This window comes from Blastococcus sp. SYSU DS0617, assembly GCF_054051075.1.
This window is the reverse complement of the sequence record NZ_JBJHAO010000009.1, coordinates 78121-94424: the sequence shown is the minus strand read 5'-3', so window position 1 is coordinate 94424 and position 16304 is coordinate 78121. Positions and strand designations below refer to the sequence as shown.

The window sequence follows — 16304 nt, the reverse complement described above, 5'->3', positions numbered from 1 at the left end:
GCCGAGGAGACCCGCGTGAGCCAGCCCGAGCCCGGAGCCGTCGTCGACCTGCTGGGTGTGCTGGCCTACGCGGAGCTGACCGCCTTCGACCGGCTCGCCGAGGACGCCCGGCTGGCCCCCACGCTCGACGGCCGGGCCGCCCTGGCCCGCATGGCGGCGGCCGAGATCGGCCACCACGTCTGTCTCACCGAGCGGCTGACCGAGCTGGGCGCCGACCCGGCGGCGGCCATGGCGCCGTTCACCTCCGCGCTGGACACCTTCCACGAGAGCACCCGGCCGAGCACCTGGCTCGAGGGGCTGGTCAAGGCCTACGTCGGCGACGGGCTCGCCGCGGACTTCTACCGCGAGATCGCGGCCTTCCTGCCCGAACCCGACCGGGCGCTCGTGCTGGAGGTGCTCGACGACACCGGGCACGCCGACTTCGCCGTCCGCGAGGTGCGGGCCGCCATCGAGGCGGACCGCCGGCTCGCCGGCCGCCTGGCGCTCTGGGGACGGCGCCTCGTCGGCGAGGCCATCACCCGCTCGCAGGCGGTCATCGCCGAGCACGACGGGCTGGCCGAGCTGATCATCACCGGGACCGGTGACCTGGCCGGCGTCGGCCGGCTGATCGAACGGATCACCTCCGCGCACACCCAGCGCATGACCGCCCTCGGCCTGAATCCATGAGAAGGGGGCGCCTCCGCCGCAGCGGAGACGCCCCCTTCTCGTGTGCTCGGAGCTATGCGGTGCCGGCGATGAAACCGACCCTGCGCTGGTCGGCCTGCGCGATCTCGACGTAGGCGATGCGGTCGATCGGGACGACGATGCGCCGCCCCCGCTCGTCGACGAGCGTCAGCAGGCCGTCCTTGGTGGTGCCGGACATCGCTGCCGACACATCCGCAGCGATCTCGTCAGGGGTCTTGGGGCTGTCGATGACCAGCTCCCGGGGGGAGTGCTGGACGCCGATCTTGACTTCCACGTGGGCGATGCCTCCTCGGTTCGCGCGACTGACCCCAACGCTAGTCCAGCCGCGGGACGGGGGACGGCCGGAACCGGTGCGCCGACAGCGAACGCTCAGTCGAGGGGGTGGCCGCCGTCGATGCGCGGGACGCCGGAGATGCCCCGCCACGCCAGCGCCGACATGAGCGACACGGCCTCGTCGCGGGAGACGGTTCCCTTGCGGGGCAGCCACCAGCGGGCGCTGGTCTCGGCCAGACCGGTCAGGCCGGAGGCCAGCAGCAGCGCCCGCTCGGGGTCGGCGCCGGTGTCCGCGGCGATCACCTCGGCGATGGCCTCGACGCACCTGCCGATGCCGCGGTCGACGATCACCCGCACGTCGACGTCGTTGCGCAGGTCGGACTCGAACACCAGGCGGAAGGCCTCGCCGTCGGCGTCGATGAAGTCGAAGTAGGCGCCGACGGCCGCGTCCACCCGCGCCCGGTTGTTGTCGGTGGCGGCCATGGCCTCGGCGACGCGGTCGGCGAGCCCGGAGACCTGCTCCTCCAAGAGCGCCAGGTACAGCTCCCGCTTGCCGGGGAAGTGCTGGTAGAGGACCGGCTTGCTCACCCCGGCGCGGTCGGCGATGTCGTCCATGGCGGCCGCGTGGAAGCCCTGGGCGACGAACACGTCCTGGGCCGCGCGCAGCAGCTGGACGCGGCGGGCGCCCCGCGGGAGGCGGGCCGTGCGGCGGTTCGCCGCGGGCGCGGGGGATGGCGGATGCATGGCACGGGGATGCTACCGACGGGTTCGTGCCCGGCATCACACGCTCCACCGCTGGATTACCGTCGAGGTCGATGCCCGACATGCCCAGGTCCGACGTCGGCGGGGCGCCGTCCCTCGTGGACGCACCTGATTCGGCGACCCCCCTCCCGGAGGTGGGACACCTCCGGCCGCCGTGGCCGGGGCAGGAGCTCCCCGTAGGCGGCGGCGAGGTCTTCGTCCGGTGCACGCCGTGGACCGGACCCGTCGACGGCGAGCGGGCCGGCGCCCCCCGCGAGCGTGCGCTGTACGTGCACGGTCTGGGTGGCGCATCGACCAACTGGACCGACCTGGCGGGGCTGCTGGCCGTCCGCCTGGAGGGGTGGTCCATCGACCTCCCCGGGTTCGGGCACTCCCGGCCGCCGCCGCGGGGGCGGTACTCGATCCGCGGTCACGTCCGAGCCGTCGTCGACGTCCTGGAGCACATCCGCCGGCAGCCGGGCCAGGCCGAGGGCCGGCCGGTGCACCTGCTGGGCAACTCGCTCGGCGGCCTGGTCAGCCTGGTCGTCGCCGCTCGCCGGCCCGATCTGGTGGGGTCCCTGACGCTGATCTCGCCGGCGATGCCGGTCTACCGGGTGCCACCGGCCTTCAGCAAGGCGCTGCTGCTCCTGCTGCTGCCGGGATCGATGACCCTGGCCGAGCGCCGCCTGGCCGGTGTGACCCCCGAGCAGAACGTGCGGTCGATGATCCGGATGTGCTTCGGCCGGCCCGACCGGGTGCCGAGGGAGCGGGTCGAGCAGGCGGTCGAGGAGATGCGCATCCGCGCGGAGCAGCCGTGGGCCGACCGCGCGCTGGCCGGCAGCATGCGGGCACTGATCGTCTCCTATCTGCGCGTGGGCCGGGCCAACGCCTGGCGCCTGGCCGCGGCGCTGCAGCAGCCGGTGCTGGTCGTCTGGGGTGGCCGGGACCGGCTGGTCGATCCGGCGCTGGCCCCGAAGCTGGCGGCGGCGATCCCCGACGCGCGGCTGCGGGTGTTCGAGGACATCGGCCACGTGGCGATGCTCGAGGCGCCCGAGCCGACGGCGCGTGCCGTGCTCGGCATGCTCGAGACGCTGCCCGGCGGGTGAGCGTGCTCGAGGCGCGCTGTCCGGCGGTCGAGGACGCCGGATGTCTCCGGCTGCGGCCGACACGCCACGCAGCGTGAGACCCTGGGCCGGATCGTCGATCGGAAGGCCAGGGAGGTCGGGAGTGCCGGATCGCCGCACCGACGGCCGGACCGACCTCCGGGGTCGTCCGGGCCGCCCGCCGGCCCGGGGCCGCACCGGACCGCTGGTCGCCGCACCCGACCCCGGCAGGGCCCGCACACGGGTCTCGACCGACGGTCCCGTCCGCGGCTTCGTGCGCCGGTACGGCTGGCGCGCCTACGCCATCCCGCTGCTGACCCTGGCCACGCTCGCCGCCCTGGTCGACATCGCCCTCGACGGGCCCACGGAGGCCGGCACCGACCCCGTCGGAACCAGCAGCGTGGCCGGGGCGCCGACCCCGTCGGTCCTCCCGCTGCCCGACGACGGCCGCCCGTCCGACGCGCCCGCGCAGGGGGACGCCGAGCCGAGCCAGCTGCCGGCACCGGCGAACCCCGCGGCCTACGTGGAGCGGGGCGCCGGGACCGTCTCCGTCGTCGACGGGAGCTCGTCGGTGTACGGCACCGGACCGCTGCGGCGCTTCGTGGTCGAGATCGAGGACGGCATCGACGTCGACGGTCCGGGGTTCGCCGAGGCCGTCGAAGAGACGCTGGGCGACCCGCGCTCCTGGGGCAGCGGCGGCCGGATGTCCTTCCAGCGGGTCGGCGCCGCGGAGGCAGCGGCGGGCGAGTACGAGTTCCGCGTGTCGCTGGTCAGCCCGGGAAGCATGGAGATCTACTGCCCGGGCGTGGGCACCGGCGGTTACACGTCCTGCCGCTACGGCGAGCGCGCGGTCATCAACCTGGCCCGCTGGGCGACCGCCGTCCCGCACTACGACGGCGACCTCGCCACCTACCGGCGGTACGTCGTCAACCACGAGGTGGGCCACGCGCTGGGCAACGGGCACGAGCCCTGCCCGGCTGCCGGTCAGCTCGCCCCGGTCATGCAGCAGCAGACGCTCGGCCTCCAGGGCTGCACCAGGAACGCCTGGCCGTACCCCTAGGCGGGCGTCTCGTCGAGCGCGGGGAACGGCCCCTGTCGACGCGCCGTCAGAGGTGCCGAAGCCCGCGCTCGCGTAGGACCGCACGGACGGAGGCGATCGCCCCGTCCGGATCGTGCAGGTCCGCGGCGGTCAGGTGCACCACTCGCCAGCCCGCGGCCACCAGCGCGTTGAGCCGTCGCCGGTCATGGGCAGGCTGTCCCGGGCGGCCGTGCCGGGCGCCGTCGTACTCGACCGCCACGCGCTGGGCGGGGAAGGCGAGATCGACCCGGGCCACGAACCGGTCGTCCGCGTCCCGCACCACGAACTGCGGGACGGGAGCCAGGCCTTCCCCGCGCAGGAGGACCCGCAGCACCGTCCGTCCACAGGTCCATCGAGTGCGGGAAGGCCACCTCTCGTCTGCGCTCGGGCGGTGCCGAAGACCGCGGTCGACAGCGGGTCGCGCGCCGGCGGAGGACGGGTGCGTGCCGGGGGGAATCGGCGCGGCTGGCACGCTGTTGTGCCGCGTGAACGACGGCCTGCGTCCCGGGCCGCTGTCGACCGAACGAGGAGCGATCGTGTCCCTGCCACCCCTGGTGGAGCCCGCCGCCGACCTGTCCATCGACGAGGTCCGCCGCTACAGCCGCCACCTGATCATCCCCGACGTGGGCATGGACGGGCAGAAGCGGCTCAAGAACGCCAAGGTGCTCGCCGTCGGCGCCGGAGGCCTCGGCTCGCCGGTGCTCATGTACCTGGCCGCGGCCGGTGTGGGCACGCTGGGCATCGTCGAGTTCGACACCGTCGACGAGTCCAACCTGCAGCGCCAGATCATCCACGGGCAGTCCGACGTCGGCCGGTCCAAGGCGCAGAGCGCGCGTGACTCCATCAAGGAGATCAACCCGCTCATCGACGTCCGGCTGCACGAGACGCGGCTGGACAACGACAACGTCATGGAGATCTTCAGCCAGTACGACCTCATCGTCGACGGCACGGACAACTTCGCCACGCGCTACCTGGTCAACGACGCGTGCGTGCTGCTGAACAAGCCCTACGTGTGGGGCTCGATCTACCGCTTCGACGGTCAGGTGTCGGTCTTCTGGAACGACCACGGCCCGAACTACCGCGACCTGTACCCGGTCCCGCCGCCGCCCGGCATGGTGCCCAGCTGCGCCGAGGGCGGTGTGCTCGGCGTCCTCTGCGCCACCGTCGGTGCGATCCAGGCCACCGAGGCGGTCAAGCTCATCACCGGCATCGGCGACACGCTGCTGGGCCGGCTGATGGTCTACGACGCCCTGGAGATGACCTTCCGCGAGATCAAGGTGCGCAAGGACCCCGAGGGCGAGCCGATCACCGGGCTCATCGACTACGACAACTTCTGCGGCGTCGTCTCGGTCGAGGCCCAGGAGGCGGCGGCCGGTTCGACGATCACCGTCGACGAGCTCAAGGACATGATGGACGCCGGCAAGGACTTCGAGCTGATCGACGTCCGGGAGCCCAACGAGTACGAGATCGTCTCGATCCCCGGCGCGACGCTGATCCCCAAGGACGAGATCCTCTCCGGCCGGGCGCTGGCGACGCTGCCGCAGGACAAGCCGATCGTGCTGCACTGCAAGACCGGTGTCCGTTCCGCCGAGGCGCTCGCCGCGATCAAGGCGGCCGGCTTCAAGGACGCCGTCCACGTGCAGGGTGGCGTGACCTCCTGGGCCACGCGCATCGACAAGACGCTGCCCACCTACTAGGGCACACCGACGGCCCGGTCACTCCCGCGAGAGTGACCGGGCCGTCGTCGTACCTGCCGCAGCCGGGCGCCGACACGGCATGCCGAGTTCCGGGGATGTTCACCGAGGGCATGTTCACTGGCGGCATGGACCGGTACCCGCCCGTCGAGCTGCTCGCACTCTTCCAGCGCGCCCAGGCGGTGTTCACCGACCGGGTGGACGCCGTCGACCCCGACCAGTGGGAGGACGAGGCGCTGCCCGGCTGGACGGTCGCCGACCTGGTCGCGCACCTGGTGAGCGAGCAGCTGTGGGCCCCGCCGCTGCTGGCCGGCGAGCCCTACGCCGAGGGGCGGTTCCCGGACGACACGTCCGACCTGCTGGGCGAGGACCCCTTCACCGCCTGGGAGACCGCCGCGGACGGCTCCCTGGCGGCGTTCGCCGAGGACGACGCCATGACGCGCACCGTCCACCTCGAGCGCGGACCCACCCCGGCGGCCCAGTACGCCCTCGAGATGACCGCCGATCTCACCGTGCACGCCTGGGACCTCGCCCGGGCGACCGGTGAGGACACCGAGCTGGACGGCGACCTGGTGACCGCGGCGCTGGTGCTGGCCGAGCAGCTGCCCGCCGACGGCGTCCCCGGGTTCTTCGACCCGCCGCTGGACGTGCCGGCGGGGGCGGACGCCCAGACCCGGCTGCTGGCCCGGTTCGGTCGCAAGGAGGACTGAGGAGCACAGCCGTAGAACGGTTGCGCTGGTTCGGGAACTCGGTCGACCCCTGCGGGCACAGAGGGGTGTGGGCGACATCGACCAGCCCGACGACCGTGAGCTGTGGCAGCAGGCCGTCCACGGTGAACCGGAGGCCTTCGGCATCCTGTTCGACCGGCACGCGGAGCGGATCCGCAGCTACTGCGCCCGCCGGACCGGCTCGCTGGAGGCGGCCGACGACCTGGTGTCGGTCGTCTTCCTGGAAGCGTGGCGGCGGCGGTCCGACGTCGAACTGATCGCGGACAGCGCCCTGCCCTGGCTCTACGGCATCGCCAACCGCACCGTGCAGCGGCGCTGGCGGACGACCGCGCGGCACCGGCGGGCGATGGAGCGGCTGGCGGCCGCCGACCAGAGCGCTCCCGACCACGCCGACGACGTCGCGGGGCGACTCGACGACGAGCGGCAGCTGGCCCGGCTGCACGAGGCGATGCGCGGGCTGCGGCGCACCGACCAGGAGGTCCTCACCCTCTGCCTCTGGCAGGGGCTGGACTACGAGTCCGCGGCGCTGGCTCTGGACGTCCCGGTCGGCACCGTGCGGTCCCGGCTGTCCCGGGCTCGCGCGCGGCTGCGCGAGGCCGTCGACCCCTTCGCCCCTTCTCCCGGCGACCGGCCGGGATCCCTGCTCCGGATGGAGACCCCATGAGCCAGACCCTCACCCCCATGTCCCCCGAGCGGCATCAGGCGATCCGCGCGCTGCTCGTCAGCGAGGCGGGCCGGACGTCGGCTGTCCCGACGGCCGGGTTCGTGCGGCGGCCGGTGGTACGGCGGACCGGCTTCGCGCTCCTGGCCACGGCCGCCGCGGTCTCCGCGACGGTGCTGGCCACCGGCGACCCGTCCGCACCGCCGGACTACGGCAGCTGGACGGCGATGCCCGAGACCGGCCCCGGCCTCACGCCTCCGCCCAGCGGTGACATCGAGCTGTGGGCCTCGCAGTGCACCGACCTGACCGGTGCTGGTGTGGGCATCGAGGGCGTGGCACCCGACCCGGGCGCAGCCGCCGGGCGCGAGGTGCTGGTCGACCGCCGGGGCGACCTCACCTTCTGCCTGGACCTCTCGCCCGGCAGCGGCACGGAGACCGATCCGCTCGTGGCCCTCGCGGGCATCCGCGGGGACGGGGACGCCGTCCAGCAGACGTGGGGCACGGTCTACGACCGCCCGGTGCTGCTCCCGGATGGCCAGGACGTGCTGCTGATGGGTGGTCCGTCGCAGATGCAGCCCCCGAGCGCCGTCGAGTCGGCCTACGGCGCGGCCGGGCCGGACGTGACCGGCGTCGGACTGCGCCTGACCGACGGCACCCGCATCACGGCGACGGTGCAGTCGGGTCTGTGGGCCGCCTGGTGGCCCACCACCGTGACCACCGCCGGCCTGGCCGAACTGGTGGTCACGAGTGCGGACGGGGATCGGGTCGTCGACCCGGACTCGGTGTCCCTGGACTGGGATCGGGACTCGGCACCCGAGGACTGACCGCCTCCCGCGGGGCCGGGTTGCCATGATCTGCCGGTGGCTGCCCCCGACTCCCGGACCGCGCTCGACGTGGACGAGGCCGTCTTCGACGCCGTGGAACAGATCCCGCGCGGGCGGGTGAGCACCTACGGGGCCATCGGCCGCCTCGTCGGCGTCGGGCCGCGCCGGGTGGCCCGGGCGCTGAGCTCCGGCGGGGGAGCGGTGCCCTGGTTCCGGGTGGTGCGCGCCGACGGCACCGCCGCCGAGCCGGTGCGCGCGCGGCAGCTGGAGCTGCTCGCCCTCGAGGGAGTGCCGGTGCGCAACGGCCGGATCGACCTCTCCACCGTGGGCTGGCCGGACCGCGACACGGACGTCGTCCCCAGGGATGACGGGGGATCGAGCAAGATCGCCCACCGGGAGGACGCGCGAGGACGGTCCCGGACGATCGGATGAGAGGGTGCCGAACCTGACGCAGCAGCGCTCCGCCCCGCCCAGCCGACGACTCCGCGCGCTCCGCCGTGCCGCGGTCGCGCTGCTGGTGGTCGCCCTCCTCGCGCTGGGCGCCGCGTGGGCCGCCACGCCGGGCGTGGCCGACGCCCGCGACCGGGTGGACGCCCGGCTGGCCGCGTACGCCGGGACGCCGCTCGGCGAGGAGATCCCCCCGCGGGTCGCCGCGGCCCTGCTGGCCACCGAGGACAGCCACTTCGCCGACCACGTCGGCATCGACTGGCGCGGTGCGCTCCGGGCTCCGCTCGGCCTCGTCAGCGGTACCGACCGCGGGGGATCCACGCTGCACCAGCAGCTGGCCCGCGTCGTCTACGAGGACGGCGCCACCGACCCGCTGGCCAAGGCCCGCGCGGTCGTCCTGGCGCTGAAGATCGACCGGGCCTGGAGCAATCAGGACATCCTCCGGATGTACCTCGACGCCGCCTACTTCGGGCACGGGTTCTACGGCGTCGCTGCGGCGGCGCAGGGCTACTTCGGGCTGGCGCCGGCCGAGCTGGACTGGGCACAGGCGACGGTGCTCGTCGGCCTCGTCCAGGCGCCGAGCGCCTACGACCCGCTGGTCCACCCCGAGCTGGCGAAGGCCCGGCAGGCGCACGTGCTGGACCGGCTGGTCGACGTCGGCACGCTGGAGCGCGGGGACGCCGACCGGATCGCCGGGGCCTCGTGGCGGCTGGCCGGCTGACCCGCCCGGCAGCGGCGGGCCGTGGCAGGGTCGGCCGGTGCCGACCAGACCTCTCGACGACGGTGACCGGCTCCTGCTCCGCGTGGCGACCTGGCTGAACCTCGATTGGAGCGGTCCCCGGTTCACCGTCGCGCAGGTGGACGCCGATCCGCACCTGGCCGGGTACTACAGGGCGGCACCGGAGTTCGGGGTGGTGTCCACCGAGGGGGACGAGCCGACCGGCGTCGTCTGGGTGACCCGCTTCCCGCCGGAAGCCCCCGGCTACGGCTTCGTGCGGGCGGGCGTCCCGGAGCTCAGCGTGTGCATCCTGCCGGGGTACCGCGGCGCCGGACTCGGCGCGGCCCTGGTGGGTGCCGCGGTGGCGGAGGCGCGGCGCCGGTCGCTGCTGGCACTGAGCCTCAGCGTCGAGGAGGGCAACCCGGCGCGGCGGCTCTACGAGCGGTTCGGGTTCGTCCCCGCACCCCCACCCGCGGAACCCGGCACGCTGATCCTCGAGCTCCGGGATGTCGCGCGCTGACCGGTCGCATGTCGGGCGCGTGTCCGATTACCTCGTCCGGACCATTTCCGGCCGATTCCTATAGCTCCGCGACTCGCATGCCGACTACCGATCCATGAACGCGATCGCGTGCCGAGCGGTGGCCCAGGCCGGGCTCGTCGCAGCCACGGCGTCCCTCGACGACGAGGGCGCGTGGCCGTTGCTGCAGGTGGCCGGCTGGCTGACCACCGCGACGGACCTGATGCTCGAGGCCGGCCTGCGTGAGGCTGCTCTCGCCTGAACCGGAGCGCCGCTCCCGCCCGTCCCTGAACTGTCGGTCCGGCGTGCTTCCATCGAGAGGTGGCACAGGGGGGAGGGGCACCGGTCTACCGGCTGGTGCCGGGTGAGCGGCCGGCGCAGGCGGCGCCCCGCCTGGACCCGACGCAGCAGGCCGTCGTCGACCACCCGGCGGGGCCGTTGCTGGTCCTCGCCGGTCCGGGCACGGGGAAGACGACGACGATCGTCGAGGCGGTCGCCACCCGCATCGAGGCGGGCGTCGACCCCGAGCAGATCCTCGTCCTGACCTTCAGCCGCAAGGCCGCCGCGGAGCTGCGCACCCGCATCACCACCCGCGTCGCGCAGACGATCCGCGAGCCCCTGGCGCGCACCCTCCACTCCTACGCCTACGGCGTCCTCCGCCGGGCCGCGCTGCTGCGCGGGGAGGCCCCGCCGCGGCTGCTGACGTCGGCCGAGCAGGACGCCGTCGTCGCGGAGCTGCTGCGCGGCGACGTGGAGGAGGAGGGCGCGGTCCGCTGGCCGGCGGACCTGGCCCCGGCACTGGGCACCGCGGGGTTCCGCACCGAGCTGCGCGAGCTGCTGCTGCGGGCCACCGAGCGCGGGGTGGTCCCGGAGCAGCTGGCCGCGTGGGGCCGGGAGACCGGCCGCGAGCACTGGGTGCACGCGGCGGCGTTCCAGGAGCAGTACGAGGCGGTCACCGCCTTCTCCACCCTCGGTCGGGGGGACGCGTCCGGCTACGACCCGGCGGAGCTGGTCCGGCAGGCCATCGCCGAGCTCGACGGTGACGCCGAGCTGCTGCGCCAGGAGCGCGAACGCGCCCGCTGGCTGTTCGTGGACGAGTACCAGGACACCGACCCCGCGCAGGTGGAGCTGCTGGCGCTGCTCGCCGGGCGCGGCGGCAACGTCGTCGCCGTCGGCGACCCGGACCAGTCCATCTACGCCTTCCGCGGGGCCGAGCCGCGCGGCATCACCGAGTTCCCCGACCGGTTCCGGCACACCGACGGCCGCCCGGCGGCCCGCGTCTCGCTGGGGGTGTCCCGCCGGTCGGGCGCCGAGCTGCTCCGCATCAGCCGGCAGGTGGCCGACGGCCTGCCCGGCCCGTGGGAGCACCGCCGGCTGACGGCGGGAGGGACGGCCGATCCCGGCTCGGCCGAGGTGCACGTCTTCGGCTCCGCCGCGATCGAGGCCGCCTACCTCGCCGACCGGCTGCGGCGCGCCCACCTGCTCGACGGCATCCCGTGGTCGCAGATGGCCGTGATCGTCCGCACCGCCGTCGCACTGGGCCCGCTGCGCCGTGCCCTGGCATCGGCCGGCGTCCCGGTCGCGGTCTCGTCGGACGACGTGGCGCTGGCCGGGCAGCCGGCCGTCGCCCCGTTCCTCGGGGCACTCACCGCGCTGCTGCCGCGGCCGGCCACCGCTCCCGGCGACGGCATCGCCACCGGCCTGGACGAGCCGGCCGCCGAGGCGCTGCTGGCCTCCCCGCTGGGCGGCGCGACCGTGCTCGACCTGCGCCGGCTGCGCCGCGCCGTGCGGGTCGCGCTGGCCCGGCAGGGGGTGGACGCGGCCGAGCGGGGTGCCTCGCTGGCGTTGGCGCTGGAGGACGACGCACTGCTGGAGGCCCTGCCCGAGCACGTCGCCCGGCCGGCACGGCGGGTCGCCGACGTCCTGGCGGCCGGTCGGCTGGCGCTGGCCCAGGGCGGTACGGCCGAGGACGTGCTGTGGGCCATGTGGCAGAGCAGCGGACTGGCCGGGAAGTGGGCACGCGCGAGCGCCGCCGGCGGACCGCCCGGCGCCGTCGCCGACCGCGACCTGGACGCCGTCGTCTCCCTCTTCGACGCCGCCGCCGGCTTCGTGGACCGGCTGCCCTCGGCCGACGTCCGCGCCTTCGTGGCCCACCTGTCCGCCCAGGAGCTGCCCAGTGACACCGGCGCCGCCCGCGCGGCGGCCGGCGAGACCGTCCGGCTGCTCACCGCGCACGCCTCCAAGGGCCTGGAGTGGGACCTCGTCTGCGTCGCCGGGGTGCAGGAGGGCGTGTGGCCCAACCTGAGCGAGCGCTCCTCGCTGCTGGGCGCGGAGGTGCTGGTGGAGCGGGCCGCCGGCATCGACGGCGCGGTCGTCGACCGCCGCACGCTGGCGCTGGCCGAGGAGCGCCGGCTGTTCTACGTCGCCGTCACCCGCGCTCGCCGGAGGTTGCTGGTCAGCGCGGTGCAGGGCGCTCTCGACGGCGCCGACGCCGGAGCCACCGCCTCCCGTTTCCTCGACCTCGTGCAGCCGCCCCCCGAGGACGGACGCGCGCTCACCGAACTGCCCCGATCGCTGACGCTGCCGGCGCTGGTCGCCGAGCTGCGCCGCGCCGTCACCGATCCGGAGACCCCGGCACCCCGCCGGTCGGCCGCCGCCTCGGTGCTGCGCCGGCTCGCCGACGAGGGAGTGCCCGGAGCGTCGCCACGCCACTGGTGGGGTCTGGCCGCGCTCTCCGACGACGCCCCCCTGGTGCCCGAGGACGACGAGGTGCGCGTCCGCCCTTCGCACATCGAGACCTTCCAGCGCTGCCCGCTGCGCTGGGTGCTCGGCGCGGTCGGAGCCGAGGCCTCGCCGGACTCCGCCCGCACGGTGGGCACGGCGGTGCACGCCGTCGCCCAGCAGGTCGCCGAGGGCTTGCCTCCGGGGGACGCGCCCGCCGCGCTGGACGGCGAGCTCGACCAGCTCGACCTGGGGCCGGGCTGGGCCGACCAGCGGCAGCGGCAGGCGGCGCAGGACATGCTGGCCCGCTTCCTGCGCTGGCACGCGGCCAACGACCGCGAACTGGTCGGCGTGGAGGAGAACTTCGACGTGGCCGTCGGCCGGGCCCGTCTGCGCGGCCAGGTCGACCGGCTCGAGCGGGACGGCGACGGGCGGCTGGTCGTCGTCGACCTCAAGACCGGGAAGACGACGGCGAAGAACACCGAGGAGCACGGCCAGCTGGCCGCCTACCAGGTGGCGGTGGCCGCCGGTGGCTTCGGCGAGCACGGCGCCGTCCCCGGTGGAGCGGCGCTGCTGCAGGTGGGCACGGGGGCCAAGGCCAAGGAGCAGCACCAGCAGCCGTTGCCGGCCGACGTGCCGGTGACGACCACCTGGGCCGGTGAGCTGATCACCGAGGTCGGCGAGGGCATGGGCGCGGCCACCTTCGAGGTGCGCACCGGCAGCCACTGCTCGCGCTGCCCGGCCCGGCGCAGCTGCCCGATGCACGAGCGCGGCCGGCAGGTGACCGGATGACGCAGCTGTCCTTCGACGACCTGCTGACCGAGGCCGCCCAGGCACCCGCCGCGCCGCGCCGGCTGCTCAGCCCGGCCGAGGTCGCCGCCCGGTGCGGTCTCTCCTACGCGCCGTCGGCGGAGCAGGCCCGCGTCGTCGAGGCGCCCGCCGACCGACCGCTCGTGGTGGTCGCCGGCGCCGGGTCGGGCAAGACCGAGACGATGGCCGCCCGCGTCTCGTGGCTGGTGGCCAACCGGGTGGTGGCGCCCGAGGAGATCCTCGGGCTGACCTTCACGCGCAAGGCGGCCAGCGAGCTGAACGAGCGCGTCCACCTGCGGCTCGGTGCGCTGGCCCGCCATCCCGACACCGAGCCCGACCTGCGCGAGCGGCTCGCCGTCGCCCAGCCGACCGTCTCGACCTACCACGGCTACGCGGCGGCGCTGGTCGCCGAGCACGGCCTGCGGATCGGCGTGGAGCCCGGGGCCGGGGTGCTCGGCCCCGCGATGTGCTGGGGCCAGGCGGCCACCGTGGTGTCGGCGTGGACGGGCGACATGAGCGACGTCCCGCTCACCCCGCTGACCACGGTCGAGGACGTGCTGGCGCTGGCCGCCGAGATGGGCGAGCACGACGTCAGCCCGGCGGCCCTGCGCGCCTGGACCGCGAAGCTGGAGCAGCAGATTGCCGGCTACGCGGACGCGCCCAAGAAGCGGGGGCCGTACGCGGCGGTGACCGAGATGCTGGCCCGGCAGCGGGCGCGGGTGGCGCTGCTCCCGCTGGTCGAGGCGTTCGAGGCGCGCAAGCGGGCCATGGGCTCCATCGACTACGCCGACCAGGTGGCGCACGCCGCCCGCATAGCCGTGACCGCACCGGAGGTCGGCCGCCGGGAGCGCGTCCGCTGGAAGGTGGTGCTGCTCGACGAGTACCAGGACACCAGCGTCGGTCAGCTGCGCATGCTGGAGGCGCTCTTCGGCGGGAGCACCGGCCACGCCGTGCTCGCAGTCGGTGACCCGCGGCAGTCGATCTACGGCTGGCGGGGCGCGTCGGCCGGCACCATCGAGCGCTTCGACCGCACCTTCCCCGGCCGCGGGTCGAAGCGCGCGCAGCGGCTGACCCTGGCCACGAGCTGGCGGAACGACGACAGCGTGCTGGCCGTCGCGAACGCCGTCTCCGCGATGCTCCCGCCGCCCGAGCACCCGCTGCCCGACCTGGCCCCGGCCCCGACGGCCGGCCGGGGAGCGGTGACCGTGGGCCTCTACGCCACGATCGCCGAGGAGACCGCGGCGCTGGCGGACCGGTTGGCCCGTTGCTGGTCGAACGAGGACCCGCTCGTCGCCCGGCGGGACGGAAAGCGGCCGACGGTCGCGGTGCTGGCCCGCACCCGCAAGCAGCTGCCCGGCATCGCCGCCGCGCTGCGCGAGCGCGGTCTGCCCGTCGAGGTCGTGGGCCTGGGCGGGCTGCTCGAGGTGCCCGAGGTGTCCGACGTCGTCGCCACCCTCACCGTCCTGGTCGACCCGACCGCCGGCGACGCGCTCGGCCGGCTGCTCACCGGCGCCCGGTGGCGGATCGGCCCGCGCGACCTCGCCGCGTTGGAGGCCCGCGCCCGGGCGCTCGTGCACGCGCGCCGGCCACCGCGTCCGGACGGCGAGGGCGAGCAGCCGCGCGTCGAGGCGCCGGTCGAGCGGGGCAGCATCGTCGAGGCACTGGACGACCTCGGCGACGCGGGTCAGTACTCGCCCGAGGGCCACCGGCGGCTGCGCCGGCTGGGAGCGGAGCTCGCGCACCTGCGCAACCGGCTGGGGGAGTCGCTGCCCGATCTCGTCGACGAGGTCGCCCGCACCCTCGGACTGGAGACCGAGCTGGCCAGCGCGCCCGAGGCCAGCCCGGCCGGCGCGCGCGCCCACCTCGACGCCCTGCACGGCGTCGCCGCGCAGTTCACCGAGCTGGCCGAGCTGCCGTCGCTGCCGGCGTTCCTCGGTTACCTGCGCGACGCGGAGGAACGCGAGCGCGGCCTGGAGCCCGGCGAGGTGGCGGTCAACCCGGAGGCCGTGCAGCTGCTCACCGGGCACTCCGCCAAGGGCCTGGAGTGGGACGTCGTCGCGGTTCCCGGGATGACCGTCGACCAGTTCCCCGCGCGCAGCAACGCCAGCGACTCCTGGATCAAGGACCCGGGCGCGGTCCCCGCCGAGCTGCGGCTCACCGACCGCGCCGAGCTGCCCGCCCTGAAGCTCCCGGTGCCGGGCTCCGGCGACCAGGCCGCGGTGCGCGACGCCCTCGACCAGTACGTGCAGGACTGGAAGGACTTCGGGCGCGACGAGGAGATCCGGCTGGGCTACGTCGCGGTGACCCGCGCCCGGCACCTGCTGCTGTGCTCGGGCAGCTGGTGGCGCGACGGGGTCAACCCGTGCGGCCCGTCGGTGCTGCTGCACACCGCCAGGCAGGCCTGCGAGGACGGCGCCGGCGAGGTCGTGCAGTGGGCCCCCGCGCCCGACGAGGGCGCCACGAACCCGGCGCTGGAGGAGTGGCCGATCGGCGTCTGGCCGGCCGACCCGCTCACCGCCCGCCGGCGCCGGGCGCTGAGCGCGGCCGCCCAGCTGGTGGAGTCGGCGGCTCCCCATCCGCTGGACCCCGAGCGGTCGCTGGGCGACGACGACCCGCTGGTCGCCTCCTGGGTCCGGGACGCCGACCTGCTGCTGCGGGAGCGCGCCCGGCACGCCAGCCCGACGGTCGACGTGCCGCTGCCCTCGCACCTGTCGGTCTCCGCGCTGGTCACCCTGCGCCGCGACCCCGGTGAGCTGGCCCGCCGGCTCCGCCGGCCCATGCCGGCCGCGCCCGCCCCGCAGGCCCGCCGGGGCACCGCCTTCCACACCTGGCTCGAGGAGCGGTTCGGCGCCGCGCGCCTGGTCGACCTCGACGAGCTGCCCGGTTCCGGTGACGAGTTCGCCGCCCCCGACGCCCAGCTGGGGCTCCTGCAGGCGGCGTTCCTGGACAGCGAGTGGGCCGACCGCCAGCCGCTCGAGGTGGAGGTGCCCTTCGAGACACCGCTGGGCCCGCTGACCCTGCGCGGCCGCATCGATGCGGTCTTCCTGCGCGAGGACGGCGGCTACGAGGTCATCGACTGGAAGACCGGTCCGCCGCCGAAGGGCGCCGAGCTCGCCGCCGCGGGGGTCCAGCTGGCCGCCTACCGGCTGGGCTGGTCGCGGCTCACCGGCGTCCCGGTGGAGCAGGTCAGCGCCGGCTTCCACCACGTCGCCGAGGGGCTCACCGTCCGCCCGGTCGATCTGCTCGGGGAGCAGGCGCTCCTGGACCTGGTGACCGGCGCCGGCACCTGAGGCCGGCGGAAGTCG

General features: G+C 75.2%; 16 protein-coding genes. 13 read left to right on the top strand and 3 right to left on the bottom strand.

The annotated features are described in order from the left end of the window. Positions 1-15 precede the first annotated feature (15 nt). Positions 16-666 carry a ferritin-like fold-containing protein gene (locus ACI793_RS11970; protein ID WP_456606591.1) on the top strand — a complete coding sequence of 217 codons (651 nt, stop codon included), beginning with the start codon at positions 16-18 and terminating at the stop codon, positions 664-666. 52 nt (positions 667-718) lie between these two features. Here ACI793_RS11970 and ACI793_RS11965 read toward each other — a convergent pair whose 3' ends face one another. Next, the gene (locus ACI793_RS11965; protein ID WP_456606590.1) at positions 719-958 is read right to left on the bottom strand and encodes a DUF3107 domain-containing protein; all 240 of its coding nucleotides are present in this window, start codon (positions 956-958) and stop codon (positions 719-721) included. Positions 959-1053: 95 nt separating this feature from the next. Beyond that, the gene (locus tag ACI793_RS11960) at positions 1054-1701 is read right to left on the bottom strand and encodes a TetR/AcrR family transcriptional regulator (protein WP_456606589.1); all 648 of its coding nucleotides are present in this window, start codon (positions 1699-1701) and stop codon (positions 1054-1056) included. A 71-nt stretch (positions 1702-1772) separates the two neighbouring features. Here ACI793_RS11960 and ACI793_RS11955 point away from each other — a divergent pair, with 71 nt between their 5' ends. Both ACI793_RS11955 and ACI793_RS11950 read left to right on the top strand, forming a co-directional pair. Then, entirely contained in the window at positions 1773-2804 is a 1032-nt protein-coding gene (locus ACI793_RS11955; RefSeq protein ID WP_456606588.1) for an alpha/beta fold hydrolase, read from the top strand. Positions 2805-2925: 121 nt separating this feature from the next. Then, complete coding sequence (locus ACI793_RS11950) at positions 2926-3861, top strand: DUF3152 domain-containing protein (RefSeq protein ID WP_456606587.1); 936 nt, start codon at positions 2926-2928, stop codon at positions 3859-3861. Positions 3862-3907: 46 nt separating this feature from the next. Here ACI793_RS11950 and ACI793_RS11945 read toward each other — a convergent pair whose 3' ends face one another. After that, on the bottom strand, positions 3908-4213 hold the full coding sequence (locus ACI793_RS11945; RefSeq protein ID WP_456606586.1) for an endonuclease domain-containing protein: 306 nt from the start codon (positions 4211-4213) through the stop codon (positions 3908-3910). 202 nt (positions 4214-4415) lie between these two features. Between ACI793_RS11945 and moeZ the strand changes: the two genes are divergently transcribed. From moeZ to ACI793_RS11895, 10 genes are all read left to right on the top strand, one after another. After that, entirely contained in the window at positions 4416-5576 is a 1161-nt protein-coding gene (moeZ, locus tag ACI793_RS11940; protein ID WP_456606585.1) for an adenylyltransferase/sulfurtransferase MoeZ, read from the top strand. Between the two features lie 125 nt (positions 5577-5701). After that, positions 5702-6283, top strand: coding sequence for a TIGR03086 family metal-binding protein (locus ACI793_RS11935; protein ID WP_456606584.1), 582 nt, complete (start codon positions 5702-5704; stop codon positions 6281-6283). Between the two features lie 67 nt (positions 6284-6350). Then, a complete protein-coding gene (locus ACI793_RS11930) occupies positions 6351-6965 on the top strand; it encodes an RNA polymerase sigma factor (protein WP_456606583.1) in 615 nt (204 codons plus the stop codon). Continuing rightward, positions 6962-7786, top strand: a complete 825-nt coding sequence (locus ACI793_RS11925; protein ID WP_456606582.1) for a hypothetical protein — start codon at positions 6962-6964, stop codon at positions 7784-7786. Before ACI793_RS11930 ends, ACI793_RS11925 begins: the two co-directional genes overlap by 4 nt. A 36-nt stretch (positions 7787-7822) precedes the next feature. After that, positions 7823-8218, top strand: a complete 396-nt coding sequence (locus ACI793_RS11920; RefSeq protein WP_456606581.1) for an MGMT family protein — start codon at positions 7823-7825, stop codon at positions 8216-8218. Positions 8219-8222: 4 nt separating this feature from the next. Further along, complete coding sequence (locus ACI793_RS11915; RefSeq protein WP_456606580.1) at positions 8223-8954, top strand: biosynthetic peptidoglycan transglycosylase; 732 nt, start codon at positions 8223-8225, stop codon at positions 8952-8954. Between the two features lie 37 nt (positions 8955-8991). Next, positions 8992-9471: a GNAT family N-acetyltransferase gene (locus ACI793_RS11910; protein ID WP_456606579.1), complete on the top strand. Its 480-nt coding sequence runs from the start codon at positions 8992-8994 to the stop codon at positions 9469-9471. Positions 9472-9565: 94 nt separating this feature from the next. Further along, entirely contained in the window at positions 9566-9730 is a 165-nt protein-coding gene (locus tag ACI793_RS11905) for a hypothetical protein (RefSeq protein WP_456606578.1), read from the top strand. 59 nt (positions 9731-9789) lie between these two features. After that, complete coding sequence (locus tag ACI793_RS11900) at positions 9790-12981, top strand: ATP-dependent helicase (RefSeq protein WP_456606577.1); 3192 nt, start codon at positions 9790-9792, stop codon at positions 12979-12981. Next, entirely contained in the window at positions 12978-16289 is a 3312-nt protein-coding gene (locus ACI793_RS11895) for an ATP-dependent helicase (protein WP_456606576.1), read from the top strand. Before ACI793_RS11900 ends, ACI793_RS11895 begins: the two co-directional genes overlap by 4 nt. The last annotated feature ends 15 nt before the right edge of the window (positions 16290-16304 follow it).